Genomic DNA, 24,063 nt, shown 5'->3' on the forward strand with positions numbered 1-24,063 from the left:
ATCATAGAGTGCTGTCCGCTGTTAATCCAAACCGCTCCCGGCCGCCTGCTCCTTGGTGACGGCCCCTTTGTCGACAAGCCGGTCCAGAACGGTCCGATCCGTTCCTTTAATCCGCATGCGAAGCATCGTGTGTAAAACTTCCACCATGTCCCCGCGGGTGAAGACCGCCGCCGGAGCGCCGAGACGAGCCGCCGCATCCTCTCTAAGCAGGCCCGATGCGACGGCAAGCTGCGCGGCGCTGGCGGGCTGGGCGGCCGGGTAACCGATGGAGCGCAGCATGATGGCTATGAACTCTCTTCCCGTAATCGTTCTTGCGGGCGCGAATACCGACGGGGACACCCCTTTCAGATACCCTTTGCTTGCCGCGTAAGCGATAGGGCCGGAGGCCCAATGGATGTCCTTCACATCCCGGAACGGGGACTTCGGAGCAGCGGCCTCGCCCTCATTATAATCGCCCGTTATGCGCGTGAGGACAACCGCCGCTTCCGCGCGGGTCAGCGTTTTGTCCAGCTCCCTGCCCTTATTCGTGCCTTTGAACAAGCCGAGAGCTTCGAGCGTTCCCGCCTTGGCATTCGGCGGAACGGATGAACCGGTCTCGAAATAGGCTTTGTAAACCCGGCCCGCCGATCGCGTGACATCGACCTTCAGCTTGAGCGCCGGGGACGTTGCCAGCACCTGGATCCGGGAGTCCGATGCAACCGGCTTATAACCCGGTATGTTCACTACAAGCGTAACGCTTTGCTGCTTCTGGGTCGGATCGGACACGCCCACCTCGAGCTTGCCGTTCCGTTCCTGCAGCGTAGCCGACAGCGGCTGCTCGGCGCGGAGCGTTCCGGCCGTACCCGGCTTCCAGAAGTTGGCCGCGGTTATGCCGAGCGTCAGCTCCTGCACCGCGTGAACCGCGTCGTTCTGCGCCACGATACGCACGTCCGGCTTCGCCGAATAGGCCGCCGTCTCCGCCGACGTCTTGTTCGGCAGCAGCACATAAGCATAGGCGGCTTCCCTCGGCCGCGAACCATGATCGAACCACATGGTCATATAGTTGCGGGTCAGCGCCTGCTTCGATCCGGATGCGCCCACCGCAGCCCAGCTTCCGGTACGCGCCTCGCGAAGCAAGGAGACGTTCGCCGCGGGCTTGGGGAACGTGTAGCCGATGCCCGCGCCGCCGTCCGGGCCGGCCAGATGCGCCCACCGGACGGCGGACGGCTTTGCGCTCCAGTTGCTGCGGGCAGGCTGGATTTGCCCGTTCACGGTAAGTGCCTCATTGCCTGCCGCGGAGAGCTTTCGGTTCTCTATGATCGTCTCATAGCTGCCGGGCACGTCGGCGGTGATGCCGCTTCCCATCGCCACGACCTCTTCGTCGAACATAAACCACGATTTGTTGCCGGACAATCCGCTTCCCTCATAACGGAACCGCATGCCCGCGCTTCCGTACGCGCTCGCGACGGAGGATCCTCCGACCCAGCTGGCGCCGCCTTTGCCGGATGGCTTGGGAAGCCCGTCGCTCGTCGTGCCCGGCAGCCGGTACGGGTCGACCGTCGGCCAGAAGCCGTCTACGAACTGGTTGACGTCGCCGTTGATCAAATAGGTCATGCCGCTGCCGGTGAACCAGCCTTTGGTGTTCTCGCCGTTCATCGTCTCATAATTGCTGATCCGGTCCGAATACATGCTTATGCCGAATTTATAATCCCTCCTGCTGTGCATGACCCGGTCCATCGATGAGAACGTCATATGGCTGTTCCGGTCGCCGGCGGGCGCAATATTCGGATCGCCGAGCAGCTGCTTCACCAATTGGATGCCCTTGACATTCAGCCCGTAGTACGGATTTTTCAGGACGGGATTTTTCCCGTACCAATACTTCAGCCTGCCCTTCATCTCGGCCGCCTGGCCTGTGGGCAGCAGGTGCGAAATGCGCAGAAAAGCGTTCATGGCTTGCCGGCCGCTCGAAAGCGCGTCGGAATTTTGCCGGGTGATCGCCCTGCCCCTTACCATGTCGGCGATCGCGCCGTCATACATGAGCGGCTCGAAGGAAAGCCGGAACAGGTTGTACATCGCCTCTGCCTGCGAGGTCTTTACTTCCCAGCTGCTGCCGTCGAGCAGCAGCATCAGATTGGCCAGGCTGTCGATAAGGACGACGCCGTAGCTTCCCGTATACGGGACGGTGCCGTGATCGATATACGAACCGTCTCCGTAAAAGCCGTTGCCGGCGGCGGTCGGCGCGAAGAGGGCGGGAAGTGCCCGGCCGGCCTGCGAAACGCGGTCGCCGTTCTTTATGATCGCGCCGTGCAGGGCGGCGATCAATGCCTTGTCGGCAAGATTGGCGCCGCTTTCCTTCGTTCCCCAGCCGTTGTTGCGGATGGACGGGTCCGGTATCATCGCGTATAAGGCTTTGCTGTACCGGTCGATCAGGTCCTGCTGCAATACGCCTTGCATGAGCACCAGAATGTCCACGATCTCCGCCGGAGCGCCGATCTCCCATTCCCACCAATTGCCGTACCTGACCGACCGCTCATTGTACCGATTGTCGTACATCCATTTCATGGCCGCCGCAATATCTTTGCCGAGCGCCTGATTTTTATATAAAACGGAACCTTTCGTCGCATAAGCGAGGGCGAGGAGTTTGATTCGCGCGTACTGCTGCGTAATAGGAGAGGGGTTGGACAAACTGCCGAGATCATTCCATAAGCCGTTCGGGCTCTGCAGGTCGAGCGTAACCCAATATCCGGTTCCGCCAGGACGGCCGACTTTCGCAATACGGGCCAGATAGGCGGCGATATCCTTATCGTTAGGATCGTAATTTCCGGCGCCCGTCAAAAGCTCCAGCCATATGCCGCGCATTCGGTCGAACTGGTCCGCGTCAGCGGCATGGCTTTTGCCCGGCGCCCCGATCGTAAGCAGCGACACAACCAGCAGAACGGCTAAATAATTTACCCGACTGCCGGTATATTGAAATCTTTTCAACGTAAATGCTCACCTCGTCCTCATCGTTAGCGGAGGCATATTTTAACATCCCCACTGCGTTTGGACGAATCATACCCTATTGTTGGCGCATTAAACAGCAAAATTTTTTTAATTTTTCGCGAACGCAAAACCGGCAGCGGTTGAGCGATTCCGCTCGTGATCCCTTCGCTCGCCGCGCTGTAAGTCAATCCCGGATCGAACCCTGTTTCCTTGCATTTCATGCCTGCCGGTTTATAGTAAAAGGGACTCGCAAAGAGTCCCCTTTCAGCCGCTTTTCCCGCATGTGCCGAACTATCGTTCCCCCGTTGCCTCGTCGCCAGCCAAACGAAGCACTTTTACTTTGCCGATCCGTTTCTCCTCCACAACCTCCACCTTGAACACGAACCCTTCCGATTCGATCGCCGGCTGCTCGCCTTCGGAAGGGATTCTTCCCAATTGGCCGATAATAAATCCGCTCAACGTATCGTAATCTTCGACGGGAAGCGCGATGTCGAGCAGTTCCTTCACCTCGCGCAAGCTGACGATGCCGTTAATCATGAACGTATTTTCGCCCAGGATCTCGATTTCCTTCTCTTCCTCATCGTGTTCGTCGAAAATGTTCCCGACGATTTCCTCGATCAAATCCTCGATCGTGACGATGCCGGCCATGCCGCCGTACTCGTCGATGGCGACGGCCAAATGGACCTTGTTCTTTTGGAGATCCTTCAGCAATTCGTCCGTTCGCTTGGACGCGGGCACGAAATACGGCGCGCGCATGATCGCGTTCAGATCGAACGCCTCGGCCGCCCCCGAATCGATGTATTGAATCAGATCCTTGACGTGCAGGATGCCGACCACATTGTCGATTTCCCCTTCATATACGGGCAGACGCGTGAATTTCTCCACCTGCACGAGATTGACCAGCTCCGGCAGCGGCAGGTCGTGCGGGATGCAAACCACATTCGTTCGATGCGTAAAAATATCGGATACCGTCTTGTTGTCGAACTCGAATATGTTGTTGATCATCATTTTCTCGGTTTCCTGGATGGCGCCGCTTTCTTTGCCGACATCCACCATCATCCGGATTTCTTCTTCGGTGACCTGCTCCTTGTTGGCATTCGGGTCGACCCCGAACATACGGACAAGCAAATTGGTCGACAGGGTCAGCAATTTGACGAACGGCGCGGAAGCCTTCAGCAGCAGCGTCAGCGGCGACGCCGCAAACATGGAGATCGATTCGGCCTTCTGCATCGCCAGCCGTTTGGGCACCAGCTCGCCCAGCACCAGAGTGAAATAGGAAAGGACCAGGGTAATGAAAATCAGCGAGACCGTCTCCAAAATGCCCTCATTCAGCGAAACGCCGGCATCGATCAGAAATTGCGCCAGACGGCCGGAAAACCTGTCGCCGGCGAAGGCGCTCGCCAGAAAGCCGGCAAGGGTGATGCCGATCTGAATCGTCGCCAGAAAACGGCTCGGCTCGCTGAGCAGGTTATAGAGAAGCTTTGCTTTCTTGTGGCCCGACTCGGCCATCGTTTTGATTTTGTTGTCGTTAAGCGAAATCAAGGCAATTTCGGAAGCGGCAAAAAAGGCGTTTAATACGATAAGTAAGAGTAAAACTAATAGTTCTATGTACAAGTTACGATCACCCTCCATCAAGCTTCATCAATTCAAGCCATGACCGCTTCAATAAACACCGTCGTTTGCTTCGCCAGGTCCACTTCGGTAATCTCAAGCTCGTTATCGCTCGTTCTTGCGACGCGGACGACCGGCCGCCCCGGAAGGCCGCGGTGCTGGCGCACGACTACACCCGTCTCCTTCGTCGATAGGCGGACGGCGGTTCCGTTCGGATATACGGAAATGATACGCGTGAATTCGACAAGCGTTTCATGGTCGAGCTCCTGGCCGGACATCGCCATCAGTTTCTCGCAGGCGTCGTGCGGGAGCAACCCTTTGTCGTTAAGCGGATTAATCAGGTTATCGTACATATTGGCGACGGCGACGATCTTGGCGAACATATGGATCGTGTCCCCGGTCAGCCCGCGCGGAAGCCCTGCGCCGTCGATGCGTTCGTGATGCTGCAAAGCGATATGCGCGGTCAACAGGCTGAATTCGCGCTTGGCCTTCAGGATCTCATAGCCGCGCCACGTATGATGGCGTTTCAAGTCCTTGGAGGGCTCCTCGACGGCCGCTTGGCCGGTCTTGCCCACATCGTGCAGAAGCGCGCCGATGGACAAATCCTTCAATTGCATGTAATTCATGCCCATGTTGATGCCGATGAGCGTGGAGATAAGGCACACGTTCATCGCATGCACGTATTGTGCATTATCCGCCGTACGGATATCCGTCAATTGGACGAGCAGCTCTTTATTGCTCATGACATCCTCAAGGATGCGGCTCACGCTGACGCCGATATTTCTGGTGCTCCATTCCTTGCCGGAACGGATCGCCTCGAAAGCGTCATTCATCTCGCGCATAACCGCCTGTTTGGTGGCGTCGCTCAGCATATCCTCCGTGTCGACGTCGTTATAGGCCGCATCCTGGATATACAGCATCGTAACGCCGATGCGATTAAGCGTGTTAATCATATATACCGTTAATTGTACGCCGGCGGACAAAAGCGGCGTTCCGCCGCCGGAATAAATCGTTTTGCCGAGAAACTGTCCCGGCTCCACACTGTCTATACTCACATATTTCATGCAACGTCTCCCGTATCAGCTCTCTGGATGTGGTGCTCCTATAGTCATTATCGGCAAACGCAAGCATACCGTTAAGCGGCCCGGCGCCATGTTCACTCCACGTCAAAATCAAAGTAACGGTCTGGAAACGGCTCATTCTCGAGCGTATAGTGCCACCACCATTCTTTACGGTAAGGAGTGAAGCCTTGTTTGGCCATGGCGTTCTTGAGCAGATTGCGATTGGCGGTTTGCTTCGCCGCAATCAGCTTAGTTCCATGATGCGAAATCGGGCCGAAAAAGTCAAACGCGCCGCCCATATCGACCGGCTTGCCGGTTTTGCTCTCGATCAGCGTCAAATCGACCGTGCTTCCTCTCGAATGTCCCGGCCGCCTTGGTCGGACGGTAAGCGTCCAGGATCAAAAGCCTGTTGGCTATTATTTCATGAATCTGGGGAAAAGCCGGATGATCCGCTGGGCGTAGGCGTCAAGGTGTTCATCGGCTTTATCCAGCTTGATGTATCCGTTCTTGACCGCTTCAAGGGCCCAGGCCGGTATTTTCCTGCCCTCGATCATGTGGTAAAAAAGACGGTAGGCCCAAACCAGATGCTCCCACCGGTTATCGTTGCCCTCCAGAACGTATTCGGACACGTCGAGCACCTTGCCCCGTCCGTTCTGCAGGATGACGTTCTTCAGATGGATGTCGCGCGGGTTCAAGCCGCGGGCGCGCACCAGCTTTCGCGCTTCTTCCACGTCAAGGATGGCCTGCTCCGGAATCGGAATGCCCTGCAGCAGACAATCGTACAGCGTGATGCCGGGCTCAAGGCTCAGTACCAAATAGTTGCGGCCGGCTCCGTAATAACGGGGGAAAAAAGGGATACCGGCAAGCCGCTCGTAGACGCCGCCTTCAATCTCTTTCTTCTCCAGCGCAATATCCGAATATAGCTTGAAAGCGCAGCCCGGCGCGCGGTCGCTGGTGAATACCGCCGCATCCGTTCCGACTCCGATGCAGCGGACGCCATCCGTCATGCCGTTAATGAGGACCGGTTCATTCTTTTCACTCCCGGTCACCTGGATCAAACTCAGCGCCTCTTCGGCCCGGGTCCATTGCGAGCTCATACTTGAACATCCCCCTTCCAGCCGGCTGTATGGCTTATGCATGTAATAGTATAGCAAAAATTTCCGATAAATTTGATCCCTCCGAAGCGAATGTCATACGCATCTTATTAATATATTCGCGGCTTGCGCCCCATATCCTGTTCGACTCGAAACGCGGGTCGGTTCGGCGCAATGAAAAAAGCTATGGAGACGTATATCCCCATAGCGGATCATTTTCCGGGCGGCTCGCTTACGGCCTGATGAACATCTGCGTCCAGTAATGCCGTTCGCTGCCGCCCGATACGTAGCTATAGCTTTCGATAATCGCTTTTCATAATCATTTTGACAAGCGCGGGCCATCTCGGGTTGACAGGCGTATATTTCTTGCCTACCTTCTCAATCGTCGAATACCCTTTTCCGACGTAATTTTTCGATATAAGTTGTCCGAACTTTCGGACGCTGTCTTCTTTCGTCTCGAAGGAGAGCGGTCCGTTCCTGGCCATCAATCCGAACAGGTTGTTTTTGCTGCGGGCCAATCGGCTCTTGCCGTTGCCGCTTTCAAGCTTCATGACCGCGATAGTGAAGTAAGCGTTGACGCCGTACTCGCCTTCGATTTCCAGGATCGCTTGCTCCAGGCCCTGCCCGGCAAGCGCGGTTCCCGCGAACAGCTCGGCAATGTGCCGTTCCGTCAGTCCCGATTTGGACTTTACGGTGGACGTCGGCTTTGCGATTTTTCCCAGCTTATGTATAACGACGGCAGGTTTCGGTTTCACCGCTTTTATCGGCGCGGCCGGCGCTCTTGCGGATAATACGGTTACGCGCGCCGCATCCTTGCCGTTTGCGCTTAGCGGCTGCACATAGTCTCCATTAACATATCCCTCGCCCTCCAGCTTCAGCCACCCATTGCCGGCAGTCCCGGCGACCTCCAGGATTGTGCCTTGCTCGACCACCTTGATAATGTCGGAGTTCGCATTCGCCTGGGACCGCACATTAAGATAAAAGGCCGTTACCGCATACGGCTTGAAGGAGGCCGACGGCGGGTCTGCCTGAGCATTCAGTACTTTGACGACGGATTGTTCGCTGCTTGCAGCCGTAACGGCCGACAGGGCGGCTACCTCAAGAGGCTCAACTTGTTTTTTCAACACCGCCGCGGCTTGCGCGGGTTGGGGCGCCGTCTTGTCCAGCGCTTGCGCTTGCCCTGCGAACGATGACAACCGTGGGACGGATTCTTTCGTGTACGGCTCGCTTTTCGTGGCTTCAGCAAGGATGCCCGCCGTCACGATCACGATCAAGGTCACGCTCAAAACGTAAACGAACAACAAAGACCGATTCATATTATTACGCAAAATAATCACCTCTTATCGATCAGTTTTTGGACTCGTTTCATTCCGCCGCGCGACGCGGCCGCCGCAGATACATAGATTGTACATAGAAGCGGAGGAAAAGCTTGTCAAACCGTCGGTAACTTTTAGCGGTTAATTTGTCAAACGGCAAGTGCAACTTGTCAAATCGAGGGCGCCGGGTACGAAAGCGGCGCCCCGCGATTTGCGGGAAAAGTCGAACTTGAGACAACGCTGTTATTTACATAATAATAGTTCTGTCATGTTTAAGCGTCGTCGCCGAGCGATGCGCATGCCAAAAAACCGTCCGGATCGCCGGACGGCCGTCAGCTTGTGTATTCGATTTTGACCGCCTTATTTTCCCCGCGCTCTTACCCTGCCTACAACAAAGTACTTCAACGCCGCCACTACGGCCGTATCGACGATCGTCGCCGTCAGCGCCACTCCGAGCCAATCATCGGTGCCGAGTGCCGAATAGAGAAAACCGTGAAAGACGAAAAGCGCGACTAGCAGCCACAGAATATGAACCCTCGCGATCCAATCCAGCATGGTACATCCGTCCTTTCCGAGGCGGCCGTTGTTTCACGCTGCCCAGTATGGATATAAGGATGCACAACCGCCGCGGCAAACATACGCCATCGTACGATTAGGTTATTTGCACCGTTCTTATAATGCGGAGGGAAATGACGGTCGTGCTCATCGGATTCTTCGGTTTGAAGGTCATGGTCGTGAGATCGGACAACTCCATTTCCAGCCCCCATTGCCTGAATGCCCCGATAAAATCCCCGATTGTGGGCCGTTTGCCGGGCTCGCACGTAATTCTGATTTCCTTGTTCGACTGGCCGTATTTGTCTATATATTCAACGACGGATTGATACACGTTCGTCACGGGATAATCGCCACCTTTGGTAAAAAAGTCTCACATATACGTCGATAGGCCTACATCTGCTGCGCACATTATAACACTCCCGTTCCTTCAAAAATGTAACCGCCGTTACAAAATGAAAAATGATTACTCGAGATGCGCCCGTTCCATTATCGTATTTAAAGTGCGTACCAGGTTCGAGCCAAGCTCGGGATGCACGAATGGCTCCCGGTTGCGAAAATAATGCGGATGTCCGCCAAGCACCGTAATGGTGCCGATGTGTCCCGGAGCATATTTGAGCTTGTTCCAGGACCAAAGCCCGAGCCGGTTCCTGCTCCATCCCCCCCAGCTGCCGAGCCGGGTGATCGGATCCTTCACCTTTCCCTTCTCGTCGACCGCAATATAATAGCTGACCTTGTCGCGATAATCGGGCTGGATCGTCACCCTCGGCGACCCGACCTGAATGACCCGGAAATCCGGGATGACATCCTCCCGGTGCAGCATGGCCGCAGCCCGGTAAGCCGCAACTCCGCCCCCGCTGTGTCCGATAAACAGCACCGGCCTCCCGACGGACAGCCGCATAACCTGCTGGGCGGCCGCTCTGCCGCCGAATTGGCCTGCTCCCCGGAGGCGGGAAAGATCGCCCCGGACCTCAAGCAGCTGGCGGTAAAGCTTCTGCGTATGATCGCCGTAAGGGAACAGCTCGCGAATAACCGGCTGTCGTCCGCTTTGTCCGAACCGCTGCTCGAGCTCCCTCTTGCAATCGCTGAAAATACCGGGCGTCGATCCGACGCCGGCTAACAAATAAATGTCCCATCCCATCGCCGCTTCCGCCTTCGTCATCCCTATCCCTGCCTTATCGTCCGACTCATAACGGCTCAGCCGCTATCCGTTAGTATGGGGCGCCTGTCCGGCGTTCATTCCCTTTTTACCAACATCCCGCCCGCGATAAGCAATGCCGAACGCAAAACAAACAACCCTGCTGCTTTATAATAAGCAAGGTTGTTTGTTTTGGTGAAAACGTTTCCCTGAATGGTTGTTCGAACATCCGTTCGGATAACGCGAGCGGCGCCGAACTGCCGATCGATCGGGGAAGTTGCTCGTTTTCGCACCAAATCCGCGCCTTGCGCGATAAGCTTAACGCAACGAAAAAGCTCTTGTTCCGCTCAAACGGAAACAAGAGCTTTTTCAATATGCCGCATCCGGGTCGGTTCCCTTCGTTTCCTTCCCCAGCATCCATACGGCCGCCGCGCCGATCACGATGGCCGCAAAAAAGACGAAAAAGATCGCGGTCACCGGCGTCTGCCAGGAAACAAGCATCCCTACGAGAAGGGGCCCCAGTACGCCGCCGAGGCGACCGAAGGAAGCGGCCAGGCCGACGCCGGTCGAACGAACGGCCGTCGGATACAGCTCAGGCGTATACGCATACATGACGCCCCAAGCGCCGAGATTGAAGAATGATAAGCAGATCCCGGCCGCAATCAGCAAGCCTTCCGATTCGGCGAGGCCGAACCATGCGGCGCTGACCGCGGTCAGCAGCAAATAAGCGATCAGCACCAGCTTGCGGCCGAATTTTTCGATCAGATAAGCGGCCGAGAAATACCCGGGAAGCTGCGCGAACGTCATGATGAGCACGTATTGAAAGCTTTTGACAAGGTCGAAGCCCTTCAGCAGCATGACCGAAGGCAGCCATAGAAACATACCGTAATAAGAAAATACGACCATGAACCATAAAATCCACAACATAACGGTCGAACCGGCGAGCCTGCCCGACCAGACCGCGGCCACGCGTCGAACGAACGGAAGCTTTCGTTCACGCTGCGCCGTATAGCGCGGCGAATCATGGATAGCCCGTCTGAGATACAGTGCATAGAAAGCCGGAAGAGCCCCGATCGCGAAGGCGATGCGCCAGCCGTATTCGGGAATGATGAAAAAGGCGATGAGAGCCGCCAGAATCCAGCCCCCCGCCCAGAAGCTTTCGAGAAGCACGACCGCCCGTCCCCTCTCCGCCGCCGGCACCGATTCGGACACCAGCGTCGAAGCGACCGGAAGTTCTCCGCCAAGGCCGAATCCGGCGACGAACCGCAGCAGGCAAAGAACGGCAAAGCCCGTCGCCAAAGCGGACAATCCGCTTGCGACCGAGAAAATGACGAGCGTCCACAGCAATATTGCCCGGCGCCCGTACCGGTCCGCCAGCGAGCCGGCAACCGCAGCGCCGGCGGCCATTCCGATTGAATTAACCGCATTAAGCAATCCGATCTGCCGAGGCCCCAAATCCCATTCGACCGCCAGCGCGGCGACGATGAACGAGAGCAAGCCGATGTCCATCGCGTCGAACAGCCAGCTAAGGCCGGCGCTCAGCATCAGCTTTCGCCGACCCGGATTATGTGCCGCAATTGCCGCTTCTTTCATGCCAAGGACCCCTTTTCCGCGTATAGTATCCGTCATCGCGGCATAAGTCATGCATAGCCGCTGGGAACACCGGCGCGAAAGGTGCCCTTCTTTTCTTTTACACGCTTAAACGCTGCTGAAGCAAAGCCGCGAGTTCTTCCGGCTTATCCCATACGATCGGCCGGATCAGCTCCGACCGGACGCGCATGACATCGGATTCGTCCCGCTTGATCGACCAGATGACCGGTATTTGCAGGCCCAGCGCATAGCCGGCCGCGAAATAAACCTCGGGCGCATGCTCGGACAAATCGGCGATCAACAGCTTGCTTTCCGCAATATCGCGGTAGTCGTCGGGCACGGAATCCGGCGAGAGGCTGCCGGAGTGTATACGGGCCGCATAGCCGCATTGGGCGATGGAAGGTATGATCCGCTCTTCCCATTCGTTCCGTCTCTCCTCGTTATCGGGGACCAGAATGAGGCAAGACTTGGCGCGCCTTCCTTCGGCCGTCGCCACCGCTTCCATCCAGCCCGTCTTCGTCAGCTTGAAGGTGGAGCCGGAGCGCTCGAGCATTTCCCGTTCCTTCAGCATTTCGATAATGTAGATCAATTCCTGCAGATTCATCGAATAGGTCAAATTGTAGCTGACGGCAAGCGGATGAATGACGACCGGCTCGTAAGCCGCGCTGCTGCGGCGGTGCAAATATTGCAGAAGCCGGTTTGCTTTCTCGTCGATCGTGGCCGGAATGCGCGAAGAATGCTCGAGCGTATCGATGTCCTCAGCCGCGAGCCGGACCGTTTCGCCGCAATCGGTCAGCTCCCGGATGTAGGCGGAGAACAGCGGATTCAACCGGCGTTTCGAGGCCAGCGGAAGCGTGCAGTACGTCTCATAACTGTCGCTCCGCAATCCGTAACGTCCGACCGGGGAACAATAACAGCCGATGTACCAGTCATAGCCCTCCTTCGTTTCGATCGGCACGATTTGATCGCAGAATAAACAACGTTTCGTATCCATTTCGTTATCATCACCTCTTCTCATATCTTCGCATAGAAGAGCGCGCAATAGGGCGGTCGTCCCATTAAGATTCTCTCATGACGGGAATAGCAGCCGGAATCGCTTGTGTTCCCCGCATGCCCTGCCGCCGATTATGGATAGCCGCGTGCCCTGCCGGATATGCTATTCACCAGAAAAGGAGGTTTGCTCCATGCCTTATGACAAGCTTGATGTCGAAACCGACGGAGATTCCAATACCGCCTATGAAGATTTGGAGGCTCACGAGCGCATAAGCTTTTTTGCGAAAGAGCCGGCGGAGGACGAGAATCGAGAGGCCAACCTGCAAACCCCGCCGGAATGAGCAAAGGGACTGTTCCGCGTCGCGCTTTTGCCGACGCCGGAACAGTCCCTTTCTTTTTTACGCGACGACGATACTCAATTTGAACGGCTCGCAGCCTCGTCCCGATTGTCCGTCCGATTGCGGCGCAAGGCAGGCCATTGCAGATAGGTTCCGGCACGCCAAATCCACTCGAACGGTCCCATGCGAAAACGGCGGAGCCACAGCGTGCTCCAAGCGGTTTGGATGAGCAGCAGCACGACGGCATAGGCGAGATTCGCCCACAACGGCCACTCATTGGCTTGCCGCCACACCACGTACACCAAGAAAATCGTGATCAGCGTTTGTGTCAAATAATTGGTGAACGCCAGCCGTCCGAGTGCCGCCAAACCGCCGAATCGCCGCGCGCCCAGCGACTGTATGAGGCGCATGAGCGTGCAAACATAGAAAACGGCCATCGTTTTCCCGGATAAATACGTAAAGTGGTACACATAGTTCGGATTGTAGACCGCATTTGAGAGATAAGCGTTCACCATAGGAATAAACAGCAGGATCGACACCGCCAGAGCGGTCCACTGCAAACGGGCGAGGATGCCGGCTGACGGGCCTGCGCCGGCGAACCATCCCTTTGCGCCCGAATAATAGCCGAGCAGGAACAATCCCAGTATTTCGGGCCCGAGCACCAGATAGTTCACGGCGGCAACGTTGACGAGAAAATCGATGCGGTCCTTCATGTCGGGCAGCGCTTGAAAAAGCGTTTCGTTCAATGACTCCGGGGCAAGCCACACCGATAGTGAAGTGGCGCCGACGATGATGAAGGCGGCCAGGCCTAACAGGCATACGCCCCACACCAGCGCCGTATGCGCGGTTCGTTTGTAGAAGAGCAGCAGCATAAAACCGAGTATCGCATAGGGCAGCAGAATATCCCCGTACCACAGCAGCACGCCGTGGGCGAGCCCGGCCATGGCCAGGAGCAGCAGCCTGCGGGCCATCAAACGCCTGGCTCCCAGGCCGCGACGCTGCGCGCTTTGCATGAACAAATAGAAGCTGAGCCCGAACAGGAATGCGAATATCGTGTAAAATTTCGTCTGTACGAACATATCGTAAAGCAGCCGGATCAAAGCGTCGGAACCGGCAAACTGCGTGACAAACCCGATGCCCGTCCCGAGCATCTCCGGCACATTGACCAGAAGGATGCCGATGACGGCAAATCCCCTGATAATGTCCACCTGCTCGATCCGCTCTGTCCGATGAAATTGCCCTTCCGCCATACGCGGCTTCCCCCATTTTCGATCGCTATTTTAGGTCGGCTGTCGCTCCCCTTCCGCCACACCGAATCATTATCACGTATCATATTACTTTTCGGGAAAGGAAGCAACGGCGTTGTCCGCCGGACGGACGAAAGGGCTTGATCGCTCAAGCCCCGTTCGTCGCCGATTCGATTGTACAGTCATGCATCGGGCGCCCCTTCGGGCGTCTTCCCTGCCGCTAACCCCAGGTCGAAAGCTCCATCTCAAAATCGTTGTTGAAATCGGTACTAACGGGGACGACGCGGACGTTGGCGGTCGAGTGCAGCATCGCGTCGTTCCGGTCGCGGAAGGTTCCTTCATATCGGAACAATCCTTTGCCGAGCTCCGCCACCGCGTTCAGCTTCACCTTCCAAATGCCGCCGTCGCCGTCGGAGCCGACCGCCTCCACGCGCACATCCTTCTCCCAGATCGGCCCCAAATAAACATGGACCTGAAACAGCGTTTCCGTCAAGCCGATCCTCGTCCCTTGAGAAGAATGCGTATGCATGGAATGAACCCGCACATGGTGCCATTGCTCCCGAATAAACCGTTTATAAGCCGCCACTTTCCCCGCAATTTCAAATCCGTTCGCGCTAAAGCGGTTTCCTCGTTCATGAGTCGGAGCATAGATGCGGTTCACATATTCCCGAACCATCCGGTGCGTGTTGAAGCGGGGCGCCAACGTGCAAATCGATTCCTTCATCCGGTTCACCCAGTCAAGCGGCACCGAATGCGCGTTCCTGCGGTAATACAGCGGGACGATCTCCTCTTCTAGCAGCCGGTATAACGCTTCGCCGTCCTTTTGGGCCTGCCGGTCGAAGCTGCCTTCCGTCTCGCCTTGTATGGCCCAGCCGTTGCGGCCGTTATACCCCTCATTCCACCAGCCGTCGAGCACGCTGCAGTTGAGCACACCGTTCAATGCCGCCTTCTGGCCGCTGGTGCCGCTGGCTTCCATCGGTTTAACGGGCGTATTGAGCCACACATCGACGCCTTGGACAAGCGTCTTGGCGCTGCCCATATCATAATTTTCGATGAACACGATGCGCCCCTTGAACCGTTCCATTTGCGATATTTCCACAAGCCGGCGGATCATCTGCTGGCCGGGCCCGTCGGCAGGGTGCGCTTTTCCGGCAAACACGAAGCGGACCGGCCGCTCGGGATCGTTCACGATTTTGTCCAAACGGTCGAGGTCCATAAAAATGAGCAGGGCTCGCTTATACGTCGCGAACCGTCTGGCGAATCCGATCAGCAACGTCTCTTTCGCGGACGCTCCATGACCGGGCAGCAGCCGCTCGAGAAGAATCTCCTTGAGCTTTTGGTGACGCTCCCACAGTTGGCCTGACGGGATATTGCGGACAGCCGACCAGGCGGCCGGCTCGCCTGTCCGCCCGCGCCAATCGGCGGGAAGGTACCGGCTGTACAGCTCCTTCAATTCGGGCGCCAGCCACGTATCGATATGCACGCCGTTCGTCACGGAGGTCACCGGTATATCCTGCTTCGGGATATGGGGCATCCACTGATGAAATAAAGCTTTCGTCACTTCCTCATGAAGCGCGCTGACCCCGTTCACGATCGCGGCCGTTCTCATCGCCAGACGGGTCATATTGAAGCAGTCCCCCACCCGGCCCAGCGCCAGAATCGTATCGCGGTCCGTGCCCAGCTGCCAATAAAAGTCTCTCAAATAATGATCCATCATCTGAATATCGAATTGATCGTGACCGGCGGGCACCGGCGTATGCGTGGTGAACACCGTGCTCGCCTTAACCGCTTCCAACGCGGTATCGAAGCTTAAGCCCTGGGCCGAATGTTCCCGTATTCTTTCCAGCGTAAGGAAGGCGGAATGCCCTTCGTTCATATGCCAAACGGCCGGCTTCAGGCCCAGCTTGCGCAGCAGGCGGACTCCGCCGATGCCGAGAATGATCTCCTGGCAAATCCGGCAATGGCGGTCTGAGGCGTACAGATTGTCGGTCAGGCGTCGGTCCTGCTCGTCATTGGCCTCCACATCCGCGTCCAGCAGATAGACGGGAATGCTCCCCACTTGCAGCCGCCAGGCTTTCAGATATACGAGCCGATTGGCTATCGGAACCTTGACGAGCAGCGGCCGCCCCTCATGATCCGACACCGGCTCCACCTGAAATCCGGTCCGGTCGATCTCCGGATACAGATGCCGCTGAATGCCGTCCTCCCCCACGACCTGCTTGAAATAGCCTTTCCGGTATAAAATGCCGACTCCGCAGAGCGGAAGCTCCAGATCGTTCGCCGCCTTGATGTGATCTCCCGCCAATACGCCCAGTCCGCCTGAGTATATCGGTATAGATGCGTCAATCCCGAACTCCGCAGAGAAATAAGCGATACTCGCCGTCATCTGACTCACCTCTGATTTGATTCGGATGTCCTGCTCTATACCATATGTCAGCCCACTTCGCATGTGACCATTTAAAAAAAGAAAGAACCTGCTCCCGCCGCGAGGCGGGAGCAGGTTCCTCGTTATTCGAACACTTCGACTTTAATTTCTACCGCAAACTTCGAGCTGAACGCGCTGCTGCTGTTCGTCAGGAAGCCGATGGAGCGGCTGGAGGCCGATTTCACGTGCGAAGCGGACGACTCCCGCGGGATCGCGCTGCCGGAGTTCCAGAGGCGGCCGTTCCGACCCAAAGCGGGGCAGGTGCCGGCCAGGATGCCGGCGCCGCTGCTGGTGCGCTTCTGCCGCCGCCATTGCGAGACTGTCTTTGGCCGCGAAGTGCAAAACCTGCACCTTGATTCGTGTAAATAGCCCGTTTCCGTGATATGAGGTGCAAAACCTGCACTTTGTTTCAACGAAACGGGCGTTTTCGGTTGAAGATGCCCATTTAAGGTGTACATTTTGCACGTCGTGGTGGCGGTAACACGATACCGAAGCAACAAGGTGTATAAAATGCATCTCATTGTCGGCTGCGGGCGAATAAGCGACGGCATGCAGGTTGGGGAGCGGCCGCGCGCAAAAAAAAGCGCCGTCGTTAACCGATGCGCTCCTTTATGTTCGATTCGGATCTTTAGGTTCTACCATAATGAGCTTCTTGTGCTCCAACAGCTGGAGCGCAACTGTCGTCTGCAATTCGCTCATTCTTGTTTTTTCCGCAATTCCTTTGATGCTGTCAGGCTGCGGCTCATCATCCGTCAGTGCGTGAAGAACGATTTTCTCAACCGGACTCAGTGTGGAGAGAAGGTCGTCGTCAATGATCTCGGGATGGTGAAAGTACGAATAGCTCATAGCTGTATCCCTCCATAACAATCTCCGGCAACTCGAGGCTTTCCTTTCGTTTACCATTAGCCTTATTACGAGGTATTTAACCGATTCCGGCCGGCCGAAAGCAGGCATTTGGGCCCAAACTTGTGGTCAATCCGTACCGTTTCCTACCATGCGTCAGCAACGGGAGAAGGATCGAACATAATCAGGTGAAACAGGAGGCGCGGATTTTTCGATAACAAGGCTATTCCATTAGAACAATAGATATGCAGGTTACGTATACATGCAGTATCAATATCTATCAATTACAGTTGTTCCGTAAACAAATTTGCTAGACGAGGAGGGACGAATCGTGTTGACATTCGCGATCATAACAATAGCCGGAATATCCGTCTATGCTTTGTTGAAGCCGCCCGCTGCGCCTCAGGAGGACTTTGCCGCCGCTAAAGAAACATTGCCCGATCTGGAGCGGATCGGACAAGGAATGCCGGGCTATGCGAGGATACACGGCACAAGCAACGATCTATAACGAATAGGAGGGAGCGAGCATGCTCGGGTCAGTCTCTATTTCGCTAACGATCATTGCGTTCATGCTGTCGATGATTCTTATTCTCTGGCGTCCCAACGGGCTGAATGAAGCGGTACCGGCGGCCGCGGGCGCATTGTTGGTCGTGATGAGCGGGAGCGTTTCCGTATCGGATCTGGGAAAAATCGGCCTAACGATAAGCAGCGCCTCCATTACGATTATGGCCACCATTGTAATGGCGAACATTCTGGAGAGCTTGGGTTTCTTCTACTGGGCCGCCGAAGGGTTGGCGGCCAGGGCCAAGGGATCGGGCATACGCCTGTTCTGGTATGTGAATCTTCTTTGCTTTCTGATGACCCTGTTTTTCAATAACGACGGAAGCATTCTGATTACAACCCCGATTCTGCTTATTCTGCTGGACCGCCTTGGACTGAAAAACCATGAGAAAATTCCGTATCTGCTCTCAGGCGCACTGGTCGCCACAGCCTCAAGCGCCCCGATCGGCGTCAGCAATATCGTCAATCTCATCGCACTCGAAATCGTCGGCATGGATTTATATATGCATACGCTTATGATGTTCGTGCCCGCAACGATCGGTTTGCTGTTTCTGGTTTTCCTGTTGTATCTCTGTTTTTATCAGCGGCTTCCCCGTAAGCTTCCCCGGCTCCGCTACGGCCATTTTTTTCAAGGACGGGGCTATCATCCGCTTAAGACGCCGGCGGCCGAAATTCCGGCGCCTGCCGATCGCGGCAGGTTTATGAGAAACGTTCTGCTGTTCGTGTTCGCGGTGAGGGTAAGCTTGTTCGCAGGCTCTTATTGGGGAATTCCGATCGAGCTCATAGCGGTATTGGGTTCTCTGCTGCTGCTGGGCTGGAGATGGCTGTACGCCAAAATATCGCCTGCCGACATGCTGGTCAAAACCCCCTGGCATATTCTCGTATTCGCATTCAGTATGTACGTCATGATCTACGGCTTGAACAACATCGGCCTGTCGGATTGGCTTATCGCCGTATTCGAGCCGTCGGTATCCGGAAGCCTGTTGAACGCCAGCATTATGATGGGGACGCTGCTGTCCGTTCTATCGATCTTCGTCAACAATCACCCGGCATTGATGATCGGAACGCTTACGCTGACCAATATGGATCTTGAGCCGCTGACACTGAAGGTTGCATACCTGGCATCCGTCATAGGAAGCGATATGGGCTCCCTGTTGCTGCCGATCGGCACGCTGGCATCGCTCATCTGGCTTCACATCCTGAAGCGCCACAAAGTAAAAATTCACTGGAAGGATTATGTGAGAATTACGGTGATCGTCATTCCGCCCTCCGTACTGTTCACCTTGTTTTTGTTGGCCTTTTGGGTGGAATGGCTCTATTGACGGATAGAGCCGTTCCTTTTTTTACGCCAAAATCGGACGTCTACTCGTGCCAGCGGTCGTTCGCCTGCTTGCCTCCGTCCCCTAACTGCCCGTTCAGCCAGTGCAAGACGACACCGAACACTTCTTGGCGGCCGGTTTCATTATGCAGCTCGTGGCGAAAGCCGGGCCATTCGTAAAAGTCGCATTTGTGCAAGGCGCGTTCGGCGAACAACCGGCTCGCGTTGATGGAAGTAATCCGATCGTCGCCGCCATGCAGCAAGAGCAGCGGAACGGACAGCTCGCGCGCATGCGCAAGCGCCCATAAGCCGGCTTTTTGCACGAGGTAAAAGAACCTGGCCGTCACTTTGCCGTGCCTGTAAGGATCCTCCGCGTTGCGGCGTATCATGTCGGGATCGGAAGTGGACCGTTCGGCAATGAGATATCGCAGCTTCGTCGTGCCGGGAGCAAGCCGTTCGACAATACGTCTGGCCAAGATGGCCACCGGCGGTCGACTGGCGGCAAGCTTCAGCCACGGCCCGGCCACAACCGCTCCGCAAAGCTTCGGCTTGCGCCTCAGCAAATAATTCAGCGTCACATTCCCTCCCATGCTGTGCGCATACAGAAAAGCCGGCGTTCGCGGGTGGCGCCGCTTCATTTCGGCAAACAGGAAATCCACGCCCTCGAGCAAAGCCTCGTAGTTCGGGCAGTCGCCCCGCCTGCCCCCGGAACGCCCGTGTCCCCGCTGATCGAAGGAGAGAACGGCATACCCTTCGGACGTGAACATATCCGCCATATGGCGGTACCGCCCCGTATGCTCCCCCATTCCATGCACAATGCCGATTACAGCTTTGACCGGCCGCCCTTCCGCCGGCTTCCACTCGCACCCGAACATACGGATGCCGTCGCTGCTCAGCCACTCGAACTCCGCGTAAGTCACCCCGATTCAGCACCTCCTGCCGCGCGTATGCCTGATTGCCCCGGTCGTCTTCGCTGCGCTATTGATCGATCCTATGATGCCGGTCAAACTCCGCGGCCGCTGTGAAATCCAGATCGGTAAGCCCTCCTGCCCGCCAGGAGGTCAGCCTGAGCGTGACCATTTTATAATCGATAGAGATAAATGGATGATGGTTCAAGCGTTCCGCCGTCTCGGCGACCCGATTCACGAAGGCAATCCCGTCCAAAAATTCACGGAAGCGGTATTTTCGCATGATCCATTTGCCTTCCTCCCGCTGCCAGCCGCCGGCTGACGCCAGCCGCGCTGCGATTTGCTCCTCGGTAAGCCTCATCGCGATTCCCCCATTCAACGGAAAAAGCCTTTTTAGAATAAATAACCAAAAGAACCATCCCGCCAAATGGAATGGTTCTTTGCCGTATGAGCCGTAAGGATGCCGTGTTCTGCGGGGAGCCGGCCCAATTTACCCGGCATCGTACCCGAAAGGATTGACGCCTATGAAACGCCGCCATTCATCGCTTTCGGCCGTCCCGGCCTCCGGAGCCGTCTCGGAGAGCCGTTCCGGATTGTCCGCGCCGACCGGTGCGGAGCCGTCATAGTAATGCGGAAATGCGTTGTCGTTTTCCTTCATTCGTCTCACCCCGCCATCAATAGGATCACATTCAATATATCACACTTAAAACGCTTTCGCAGCCTCTTTCGCGCGCGCTATCGCTTTTTGCTTAATGTTCTCCGCCTCGTTCGGCATGGCCGCCATGCCCTCCACAAAAATTCCTTCGAACGACGGAACGCCGTGGAATTGCATAATCTTCTGCAAGTAGCTGTGGCCGCTCTCAAAAGCTGCCGCCGGCCCTTCGGAATAGATGCCGCCTCTGGCCTGGATATGAATCGCCTTCTTATCGCCCAGCAGGCCGACCGGACCATTCTCCGTATACTTGAACGTCTTGCCGGCCACGCAAATAGCGTCGATGTAAGCTTTCAGAACCGGCGGAAAAGAGAAATTCCACATCGGCGACACATACACGTATTTATCCGCCGCAACATATTGTTCGACGATTTCATTCATCCGTCCGACCTTGCGCTTCTCCTCCTCCGACAGCTGGTCAAACGATGCGCCCGACCGCAGCTTGCCCCAGCCGCTGAACACATCGGTGTCGATATGCGGAATATCCGTCTTGTACAAATCGAGTTCGATCACTTCGTCGCCGGGATTGGCCTCGCGGTAAGCGCCGATAAAAGCTTTTCCGACGGCCATGCTGTAAGAAGCCCTGTCATCGTTCGGATGGGCCGTAATATAGAGTGCCGTTGTCATGCCGCTCACGCCAACCTTTTCGTGGATGTTTTTCACCTTCATTAGTATGGATAAAGAAAGAATGCGCTATTCCCGATGTCACAAAGTATTCTTCATGGTCGATACATAATTCCAAGCCGGTCGGTGCAGGTTAATGATGGAAAAATGAGTGGGAAGGGAAGCGTTAAGCTTGGACACAGTCGTACTTGCCCGTGCGCTATTCGGTTCGTCGATGGCGTTTCACATTATTTTTGCGACACTCGGCGTAGGCGTGCCGTTCATGGTCGTGTTCGCGGAGGTGCTGTATCAAGTCACCAAGAACGACCACTATGCCATTCTGGCCAAAAGGTGGACCAAAGGCTTCGCCATCATTCTCGGCGTGGCCATCCCGTCGGGCACCCTTGTCGGGGTCATGCTCTCGCTGCTGTTCCCCGGGTTTATGGAAATCGTCGGTCAGGTCATTGCCCTGCCGTTCCAGGTCGAAATCTGGGCCTTTCTCCTCGAGGCATTATTTATGTCGATCTACGTCTATGCCGCCGATCGCCTGTCGCCTGCCATGCGCATCGTCAGCGTGTTTTTCGTAGCGCTCGGCGCGAGCGCATCGGCCATCCTTATAACCGACGCCCACGCGTGGATGAATACGCCCCGCGGCTTCGATCTGGTTGACGGCAAAGTGACGAACGTCGATCCGATCGCCGCCATTCTCAGCCCGAGCTTCTTTACGACCGCAACGCACGTGCTGCTCTCCGCTTATATGACCGGCTCGTTCGTGATCGTGTCCCTTGCCGCTTACAAGCTGTTGAAACGCGGCAATACGAAGCGGGAACGCGATTATCATTACGGGAGCCTCAAGCTGGGCCTGATCGTCGGCGGCATATTCTCCCTGCTTACCGCCGTCAACGGCCATGCAACCGCGCAAATGCTCTACGAGTACAATCCGGAGAAGCTTGCCGCCGCGGAGGGGCTGTTCGAGACGACCGACTACGCGCCGCTAGCCGTGTTCGGCATCGTCGATCCAGAAGCCCGGGCAATCAGGGGCGGTATCGAAATTCCGTGGGCGCTCAGCTTCCTTGCCGGAAATTCCTTCGATACCGTTGTGCGGGGATTGAACGAGTGGCCCGAAGAGCTGTGGCCGCCTCTGTATATTCACACGCTTTTCAACCTGATGGTCGTCATCGGCATCGTGCTGATCGGGCTGTCCTTCGGGGCATTGGCGTGGCGGTACTGGTTGAAAAAGGAACTGCCGCGCTGGTTTCTGCGGATTCTCGTCAGCTCCGGCGCCCTTTCCTTAATCGGCATCGAGACCGGATGGATATTCAGCTGCAGCGGCCGCCAGCCTTGGACCATCTATCGCATGCAGCTCACGAGCGAAGCGGCGACCAAAACGAACAATCTCGGATTTTTGTTCGTCCTGTTTATCACCATTTATATCGTGCTGTTGATATTAACGGCGTTTGTGCTGCGGCTGTATTTCAAACGCCATCCGGTAACCAAGGATCTGACGCCGCGTACGGACATTCTCGAGCAGGACGGAGTGGAAACCAATGGATGATCCGACAATTGCCATTCTTCTCGTCTGGGCGCTGCTGTTCGTCTATTCGATACTGGGCTCGATCGATTTCGGGGCGGGCTTCTGGGGCATGCTGCTGCGCCGCGGGGAGGCTTCCAACGCCGGGGCGCTCGCCAACCGGTTTCTGTCCCCGACGTGGGAAGTGACCAATACGTTTCTCGTGCTGGTCGTCGTGGCGCTGGTCGGTTTTTTTCCATTCGCCGTCTCGATGCTCGGCACGGCATTGCTGCTGCCGGTCGGCCTGGTGCTGTTCCTCCTGCTGATCCGAAGCAGCTTTATGGTGTATGCCTACTCTTCCAGAAAATACGGCAGGCTGCTTAACATCGTTTCGGGCGCGACCGGCCTGCTCATTCCCGGCTTGCTGATCAGCGTACTGCCGATCTCGCTCGGCGGGTTCATCGATCTGGATGACGGCATCCCGAAGCTGTACTTCGGCAGGCTGCTGGCTTCTCCCACCTTATGGGCGCATCTGGGCTTCGGCCTGTCCTCCGAGCTGTTTCTGTCGTCGTTGTTTCTGGCGGATTACTCCCGCGAATCCGGGGACACGAGCGCGTATTTGCTTTACCGGAAAATCGCGTTATGGCTCGGTCCGTTTACATTGTTTTTCGCCGTGATCGCCACCTATACGATGGCGCCTACCGCCCGGTGGATCGTAACCGGCATCGAAACGAATCTGGAATGGTTCGTTTTCTCCGTCATCGCCTTCGTGATCGGCTATTGCGCCCTGCTGTGGGCGAATAAAGACGGCCGGTCCGGACTGCCGCGCGTCGCGTTCACGGCGATCATCGTCCAATATGCATTTGCCAGCGTCGGATACGGACTGGCCCACCTCCCCTATCTGATCCATCCGTATCTTACCGTCGAGGAGGGGTTCACGAATCCGAATCAATTCCGGGCGCTGCTGGTCGCGTATGTAGCGGGAATCCTCATTCTCGGACCGGCGTTTTATTTCTTCTGGAAGCTGTTTCTGAAGGATAAAAGGTACCTGCGCCACGAATAACTACGCTGAGCCTGCCGACACGCCGCAGCCGCCATCGGCAAACAAACAAGCCGGGAAGCAGATGAAGGTCTGCGGGCCGCTTGCTGCAGAATCGCTTTCAGTTCCGGATCCGTTACCAACGCCTGCATCGTCTTGGATTTGGTCGCGCACACCGCTTTGAAATTTGCGATTTCATGCAGATCAAGCGTTTCATGCAGCGCGTATCCGTTTGTATTCATC

At 56.3% G+C, this 24,063-nt stretch carries 24 protein-coding genes and 1 pseudogene; 6 read left to right on the forward strand and 19 right to left on the reverse strand.

The features are described from left to right. Positions 1-21: 21 nt before the first annotated feature. The 11 genes and pseudogenes from RWM61_RS03220 to RWM61_RS03270 all read right to left on the reverse strand — a co-directional run bounded on the left by RWM61_RS03220 (position 22) and on the right by RWM61_RS03270 (position 12,317). Positions 22-2,961 (reverse strand): polysaccharide lyase family 8 super-sandwich domain-containing protein, encoded by a 2,940-nt coding sequence (locus RWM61_RS03220; RefSeq protein WP_313997322.1) that lies wholly within the window; start codon positions 2,959-2,961, stop codon positions 22-24. Positions 2,962-3,252: 291 nt separating this feature from the next. Further along, positions 3,253-4,575, reverse strand: coding sequence for a hemolysin family protein (locus tag RWM61_RS03225; protein WP_313997324.1), 1,323 nt, complete (start codon positions 4,573-4,575; stop codon positions 3,253-3,255). Between the two features lie 32 nt (positions 4,576-4,607). Beyond that, positions 4,608-5,636, reverse strand: coding sequence for an HD domain-containing phosphohydrolase (locus RWM61_RS03230; protein ID WP_313997326.1), 1,029 nt, complete (start codon positions 5,634-5,636; stop codon positions 4,608-4,610). 92 nt (positions 5,637-5,728) lie between these two features. Further along, positions 5,729-5,992 (reverse strand): annotated as a pseudogene (locus RWM61_RS03235) (M15 family metallopeptidase); the annotation flags it as partial. A gap of 57 nt (positions 5,993-6,049) precedes the next feature. Next, positions 6,050-6,730 (reverse strand): serine/threonine protein kinase, encoded by a 681-nt coding sequence (locus RWM61_RS03240; RefSeq protein WP_313997328.1) that lies wholly within the window; start codon positions 6,728-6,730, stop codon positions 6,050-6,052. A 287-nt stretch (positions 6,731-7,017) separates the two neighbouring features. Beyond that, positions 7,018-8,055 (reverse strand): glucosaminidase domain-containing protein, encoded by a 1,038-nt coding sequence (locus RWM61_RS03245; RefSeq protein ID WP_313997330.1) that lies wholly within the window; start codon positions 8,053-8,055, stop codon positions 7,018-7,020. A gap of 348 nt (positions 8,056-8,403) precedes the next feature. Continuing rightward, complete coding sequence (locus RWM61_RS03250; protein ID WP_313997332.1) at positions 8,404-8,598, reverse strand: hypothetical protein; 195 nt, start codon at positions 8,596-8,598, stop codon at positions 8,404-8,406. Between the two features lie 97 nt (positions 8,599-8,695). Continuing rightward, entirely contained in the window at positions 8,696-8,938 is a 243-nt protein-coding gene (locus tag RWM61_RS03255; RefSeq protein WP_313997334.1) for a hypothetical protein, read from the reverse strand. 123 nt (positions 8,939-9,061) lie between these two features. Continuing rightward, a complete protein-coding gene (locus RWM61_RS03260; protein ID WP_313997336.1) occupies positions 9,062-9,757 on the reverse strand; it encodes a hypothetical protein in 696 nt (231 codons plus the stop codon). 345 nt (positions 9,758-10,102) lie between these two features. Further along, complete coding sequence (locus RWM61_RS03265) at positions 10,103-11,326, reverse strand: MFS transporter (RefSeq protein ID WP_313997338.1); 1,224 nt, start codon at positions 11,324-11,326, stop codon at positions 10,103-10,105. Positions 11,327-11,423: 97 nt separating this feature from the next. Beyond that, entirely contained in the window at positions 11,424-12,317 is an 894-nt protein-coding gene (locus RWM61_RS03270; RefSeq protein ID WP_313997340.1) for a hypothetical protein, read from the reverse strand. Positions 12,318-12,507: 190 nt separating this feature from the next. On the opposite strand from RWM61_RS03270, the gene RWM61_RS03275 reads away from it, so the two are divergent. Beyond that, the gene (locus RWM61_RS03275; protein WP_313997342.1) at positions 12,508-12,657 is read left to right on the forward strand and encodes a hypothetical protein; all 150 of its coding nucleotides are present in this window, start codon (positions 12,508-12,510) and stop codon (positions 12,655-12,657) included. Positions 12,658-12,731: 74 nt separating this feature from the next. Here RWM61_RS03275 and RWM61_RS03280 read toward each other — a convergent pair whose 3' ends face one another. Together RWM61_RS03280 and glgP are read right to left on the reverse strand one after the other, a co-directional pair. Next, positions 12,732-13,904 carry a DUF418 domain-containing protein gene (locus tag RWM61_RS03280; RefSeq protein WP_313997346.1) on the reverse strand — a complete coding sequence of 391 codons (1,173 nt, stop codon included), beginning with the start codon at positions 13,902-13,904 and terminating at the stop codon, positions 12,732-12,734. A gap of 217 nt (positions 13,905-14,121) precedes the next feature. Continuing rightward, the gene (glgP, locus tag RWM61_RS03285; RefSeq protein WP_313997348.1) at positions 14,122-16,287 is read right to left on the reverse strand and encodes an alpha-glucan family phosphorylase; all 2,166 of its coding nucleotides are present in this window, start codon (positions 16,285-16,287) and stop codon (positions 14,122-14,124) included. A 198-nt stretch (positions 16,288-16,485) separates the two neighbouring features. On the opposite strand from glgP, the gene RWM61_RS03290 reads away from it, so the two are divergent. Continuing rightward, complete coding sequence (locus RWM61_RS03290; protein WP_313997350.1) at positions 16,486-16,695, forward strand: hypothetical protein; 210 nt, start codon at positions 16,486-16,488, stop codon at positions 16,693-16,695. A gap of 240 nt (positions 16,696-16,935) precedes the next feature. Here RWM61_RS03290 and RWM61_RS03295 read toward each other — a convergent pair whose 3' ends face one another. Beyond that, entirely contained in the window at positions 16,936-17,172 is a 237-nt protein-coding gene (locus RWM61_RS03295) for a hypothetical protein (RefSeq protein WP_313997352.1), read from the reverse strand. A gap of 328 nt (positions 17,173-17,500) precedes the next feature. Here RWM61_RS03295 and RWM61_RS03300 point away from each other — a divergent pair, with 328 nt between their 5' ends. Continuing rightward, positions 17,501-17,677, forward strand: coding sequence for a hypothetical protein (locus RWM61_RS03300; protein WP_313997354.1), 177 nt, complete (start codon positions 17,501-17,503; stop codon positions 17,675-17,677). A gap of 19 nt (positions 17,678-17,696) precedes the next feature. Beyond that, complete coding sequence (locus RWM61_RS03305; protein ID WP_313997356.1) at positions 17,697-19,052, forward strand: ArsB/NhaD family transporter; 1,356 nt, start codon at positions 17,697-17,699, stop codon at positions 19,050-19,052. Between the two features lie 40 nt (positions 19,053-19,092). Here RWM61_RS03305 and RWM61_RS03310 read toward each other — a convergent pair whose 3' ends face one another. The 4 genes from RWM61_RS03310 to RWM61_RS03325 form a co-directional block, all read right to left on the reverse strand. After that, complete coding sequence (locus RWM61_RS03310; RefSeq protein ID WP_313997358.1) at positions 19,093-19,968, reverse strand: lysophospholipase; 876 nt, start codon at positions 19,966-19,968, stop codon at positions 19,093-19,095. 58 nt (positions 19,969-20,026) lie between these two features. Continuing rightward, a complete protein-coding gene (locus tag RWM61_RS03315; RefSeq protein ID WP_313997360.1) occupies positions 20,027-20,317 on the reverse strand; it encodes a 4a-hydroxytetrahydrobiopterin dehydratase in 291 nt (96 codons plus the stop codon). 129 nt (positions 20,318-20,446) lie between these two features. Next, the gene (locus RWM61_RS03320; RefSeq protein ID WP_313997363.1) at positions 20,447-20,614 is read right to left on the reverse strand and encodes a hypothetical protein; all 168 of its coding nucleotides are present in this window, start codon (positions 20,612-20,614) and stop codon (positions 20,447-20,449) included. Between the two features lie 45 nt (positions 20,615-20,659). Further along, positions 20,660-21,295, reverse strand: a complete 636-nt coding sequence (locus RWM61_RS03325; RefSeq protein WP_313997365.1) for an FMN-dependent NADH-azoreductase — start codon at positions 21,293-21,295, stop codon at positions 20,660-20,662. A gap of 169 nt (positions 21,296-21,464) precedes the next feature. On the opposite strand from RWM61_RS03325, the gene RWM61_RS03330 reads away from it, so the two are divergent. Next, a complete protein-coding gene (locus RWM61_RS03330) occupies positions 21,465-22,826 on the forward strand; it encodes a cytochrome ubiquinol oxidase subunit I (RefSeq protein WP_313997367.1) in 1,362 nt (453 codons plus the stop codon). After that, positions 22,819-23,844, forward strand: coding sequence for a cytochrome d ubiquinol oxidase subunit II (locus RWM61_RS03335; protein ID WP_313997370.1), 1,026 nt, complete (start codon positions 22,819-22,821; stop codon positions 23,842-23,844). The genes RWM61_RS03330 and RWM61_RS03335 overlap by 8 nt, the downstream gene beginning before the upstream one ends. On the opposite strand, the gene RWM61_RS03340 is transcribed toward RWM61_RS03335, so the two are convergent. Further along, positions 23,790-24,062, reverse strand: coding sequence for a hypothetical protein (locus RWM61_RS03340; RefSeq protein WP_313997420.1), 273 nt, complete (start codon positions 24,060-24,062; stop codon positions 23,790-23,792). The two genes, RWM61_RS03335 and RWM61_RS03340, sit on opposite strands and share 55 nt — an antisense overlap. Position 24,063 lies beyond the last annotated feature (1 nt).

Source organism: uncultured Paenibacillus sp. (assembly GCF_963515335.1).
Taxonomy (GTDB): Bacteria; Bacillota; Bacilli; order Paenibacillales; family Paenibacillaceae; genus Paenibacillus_I.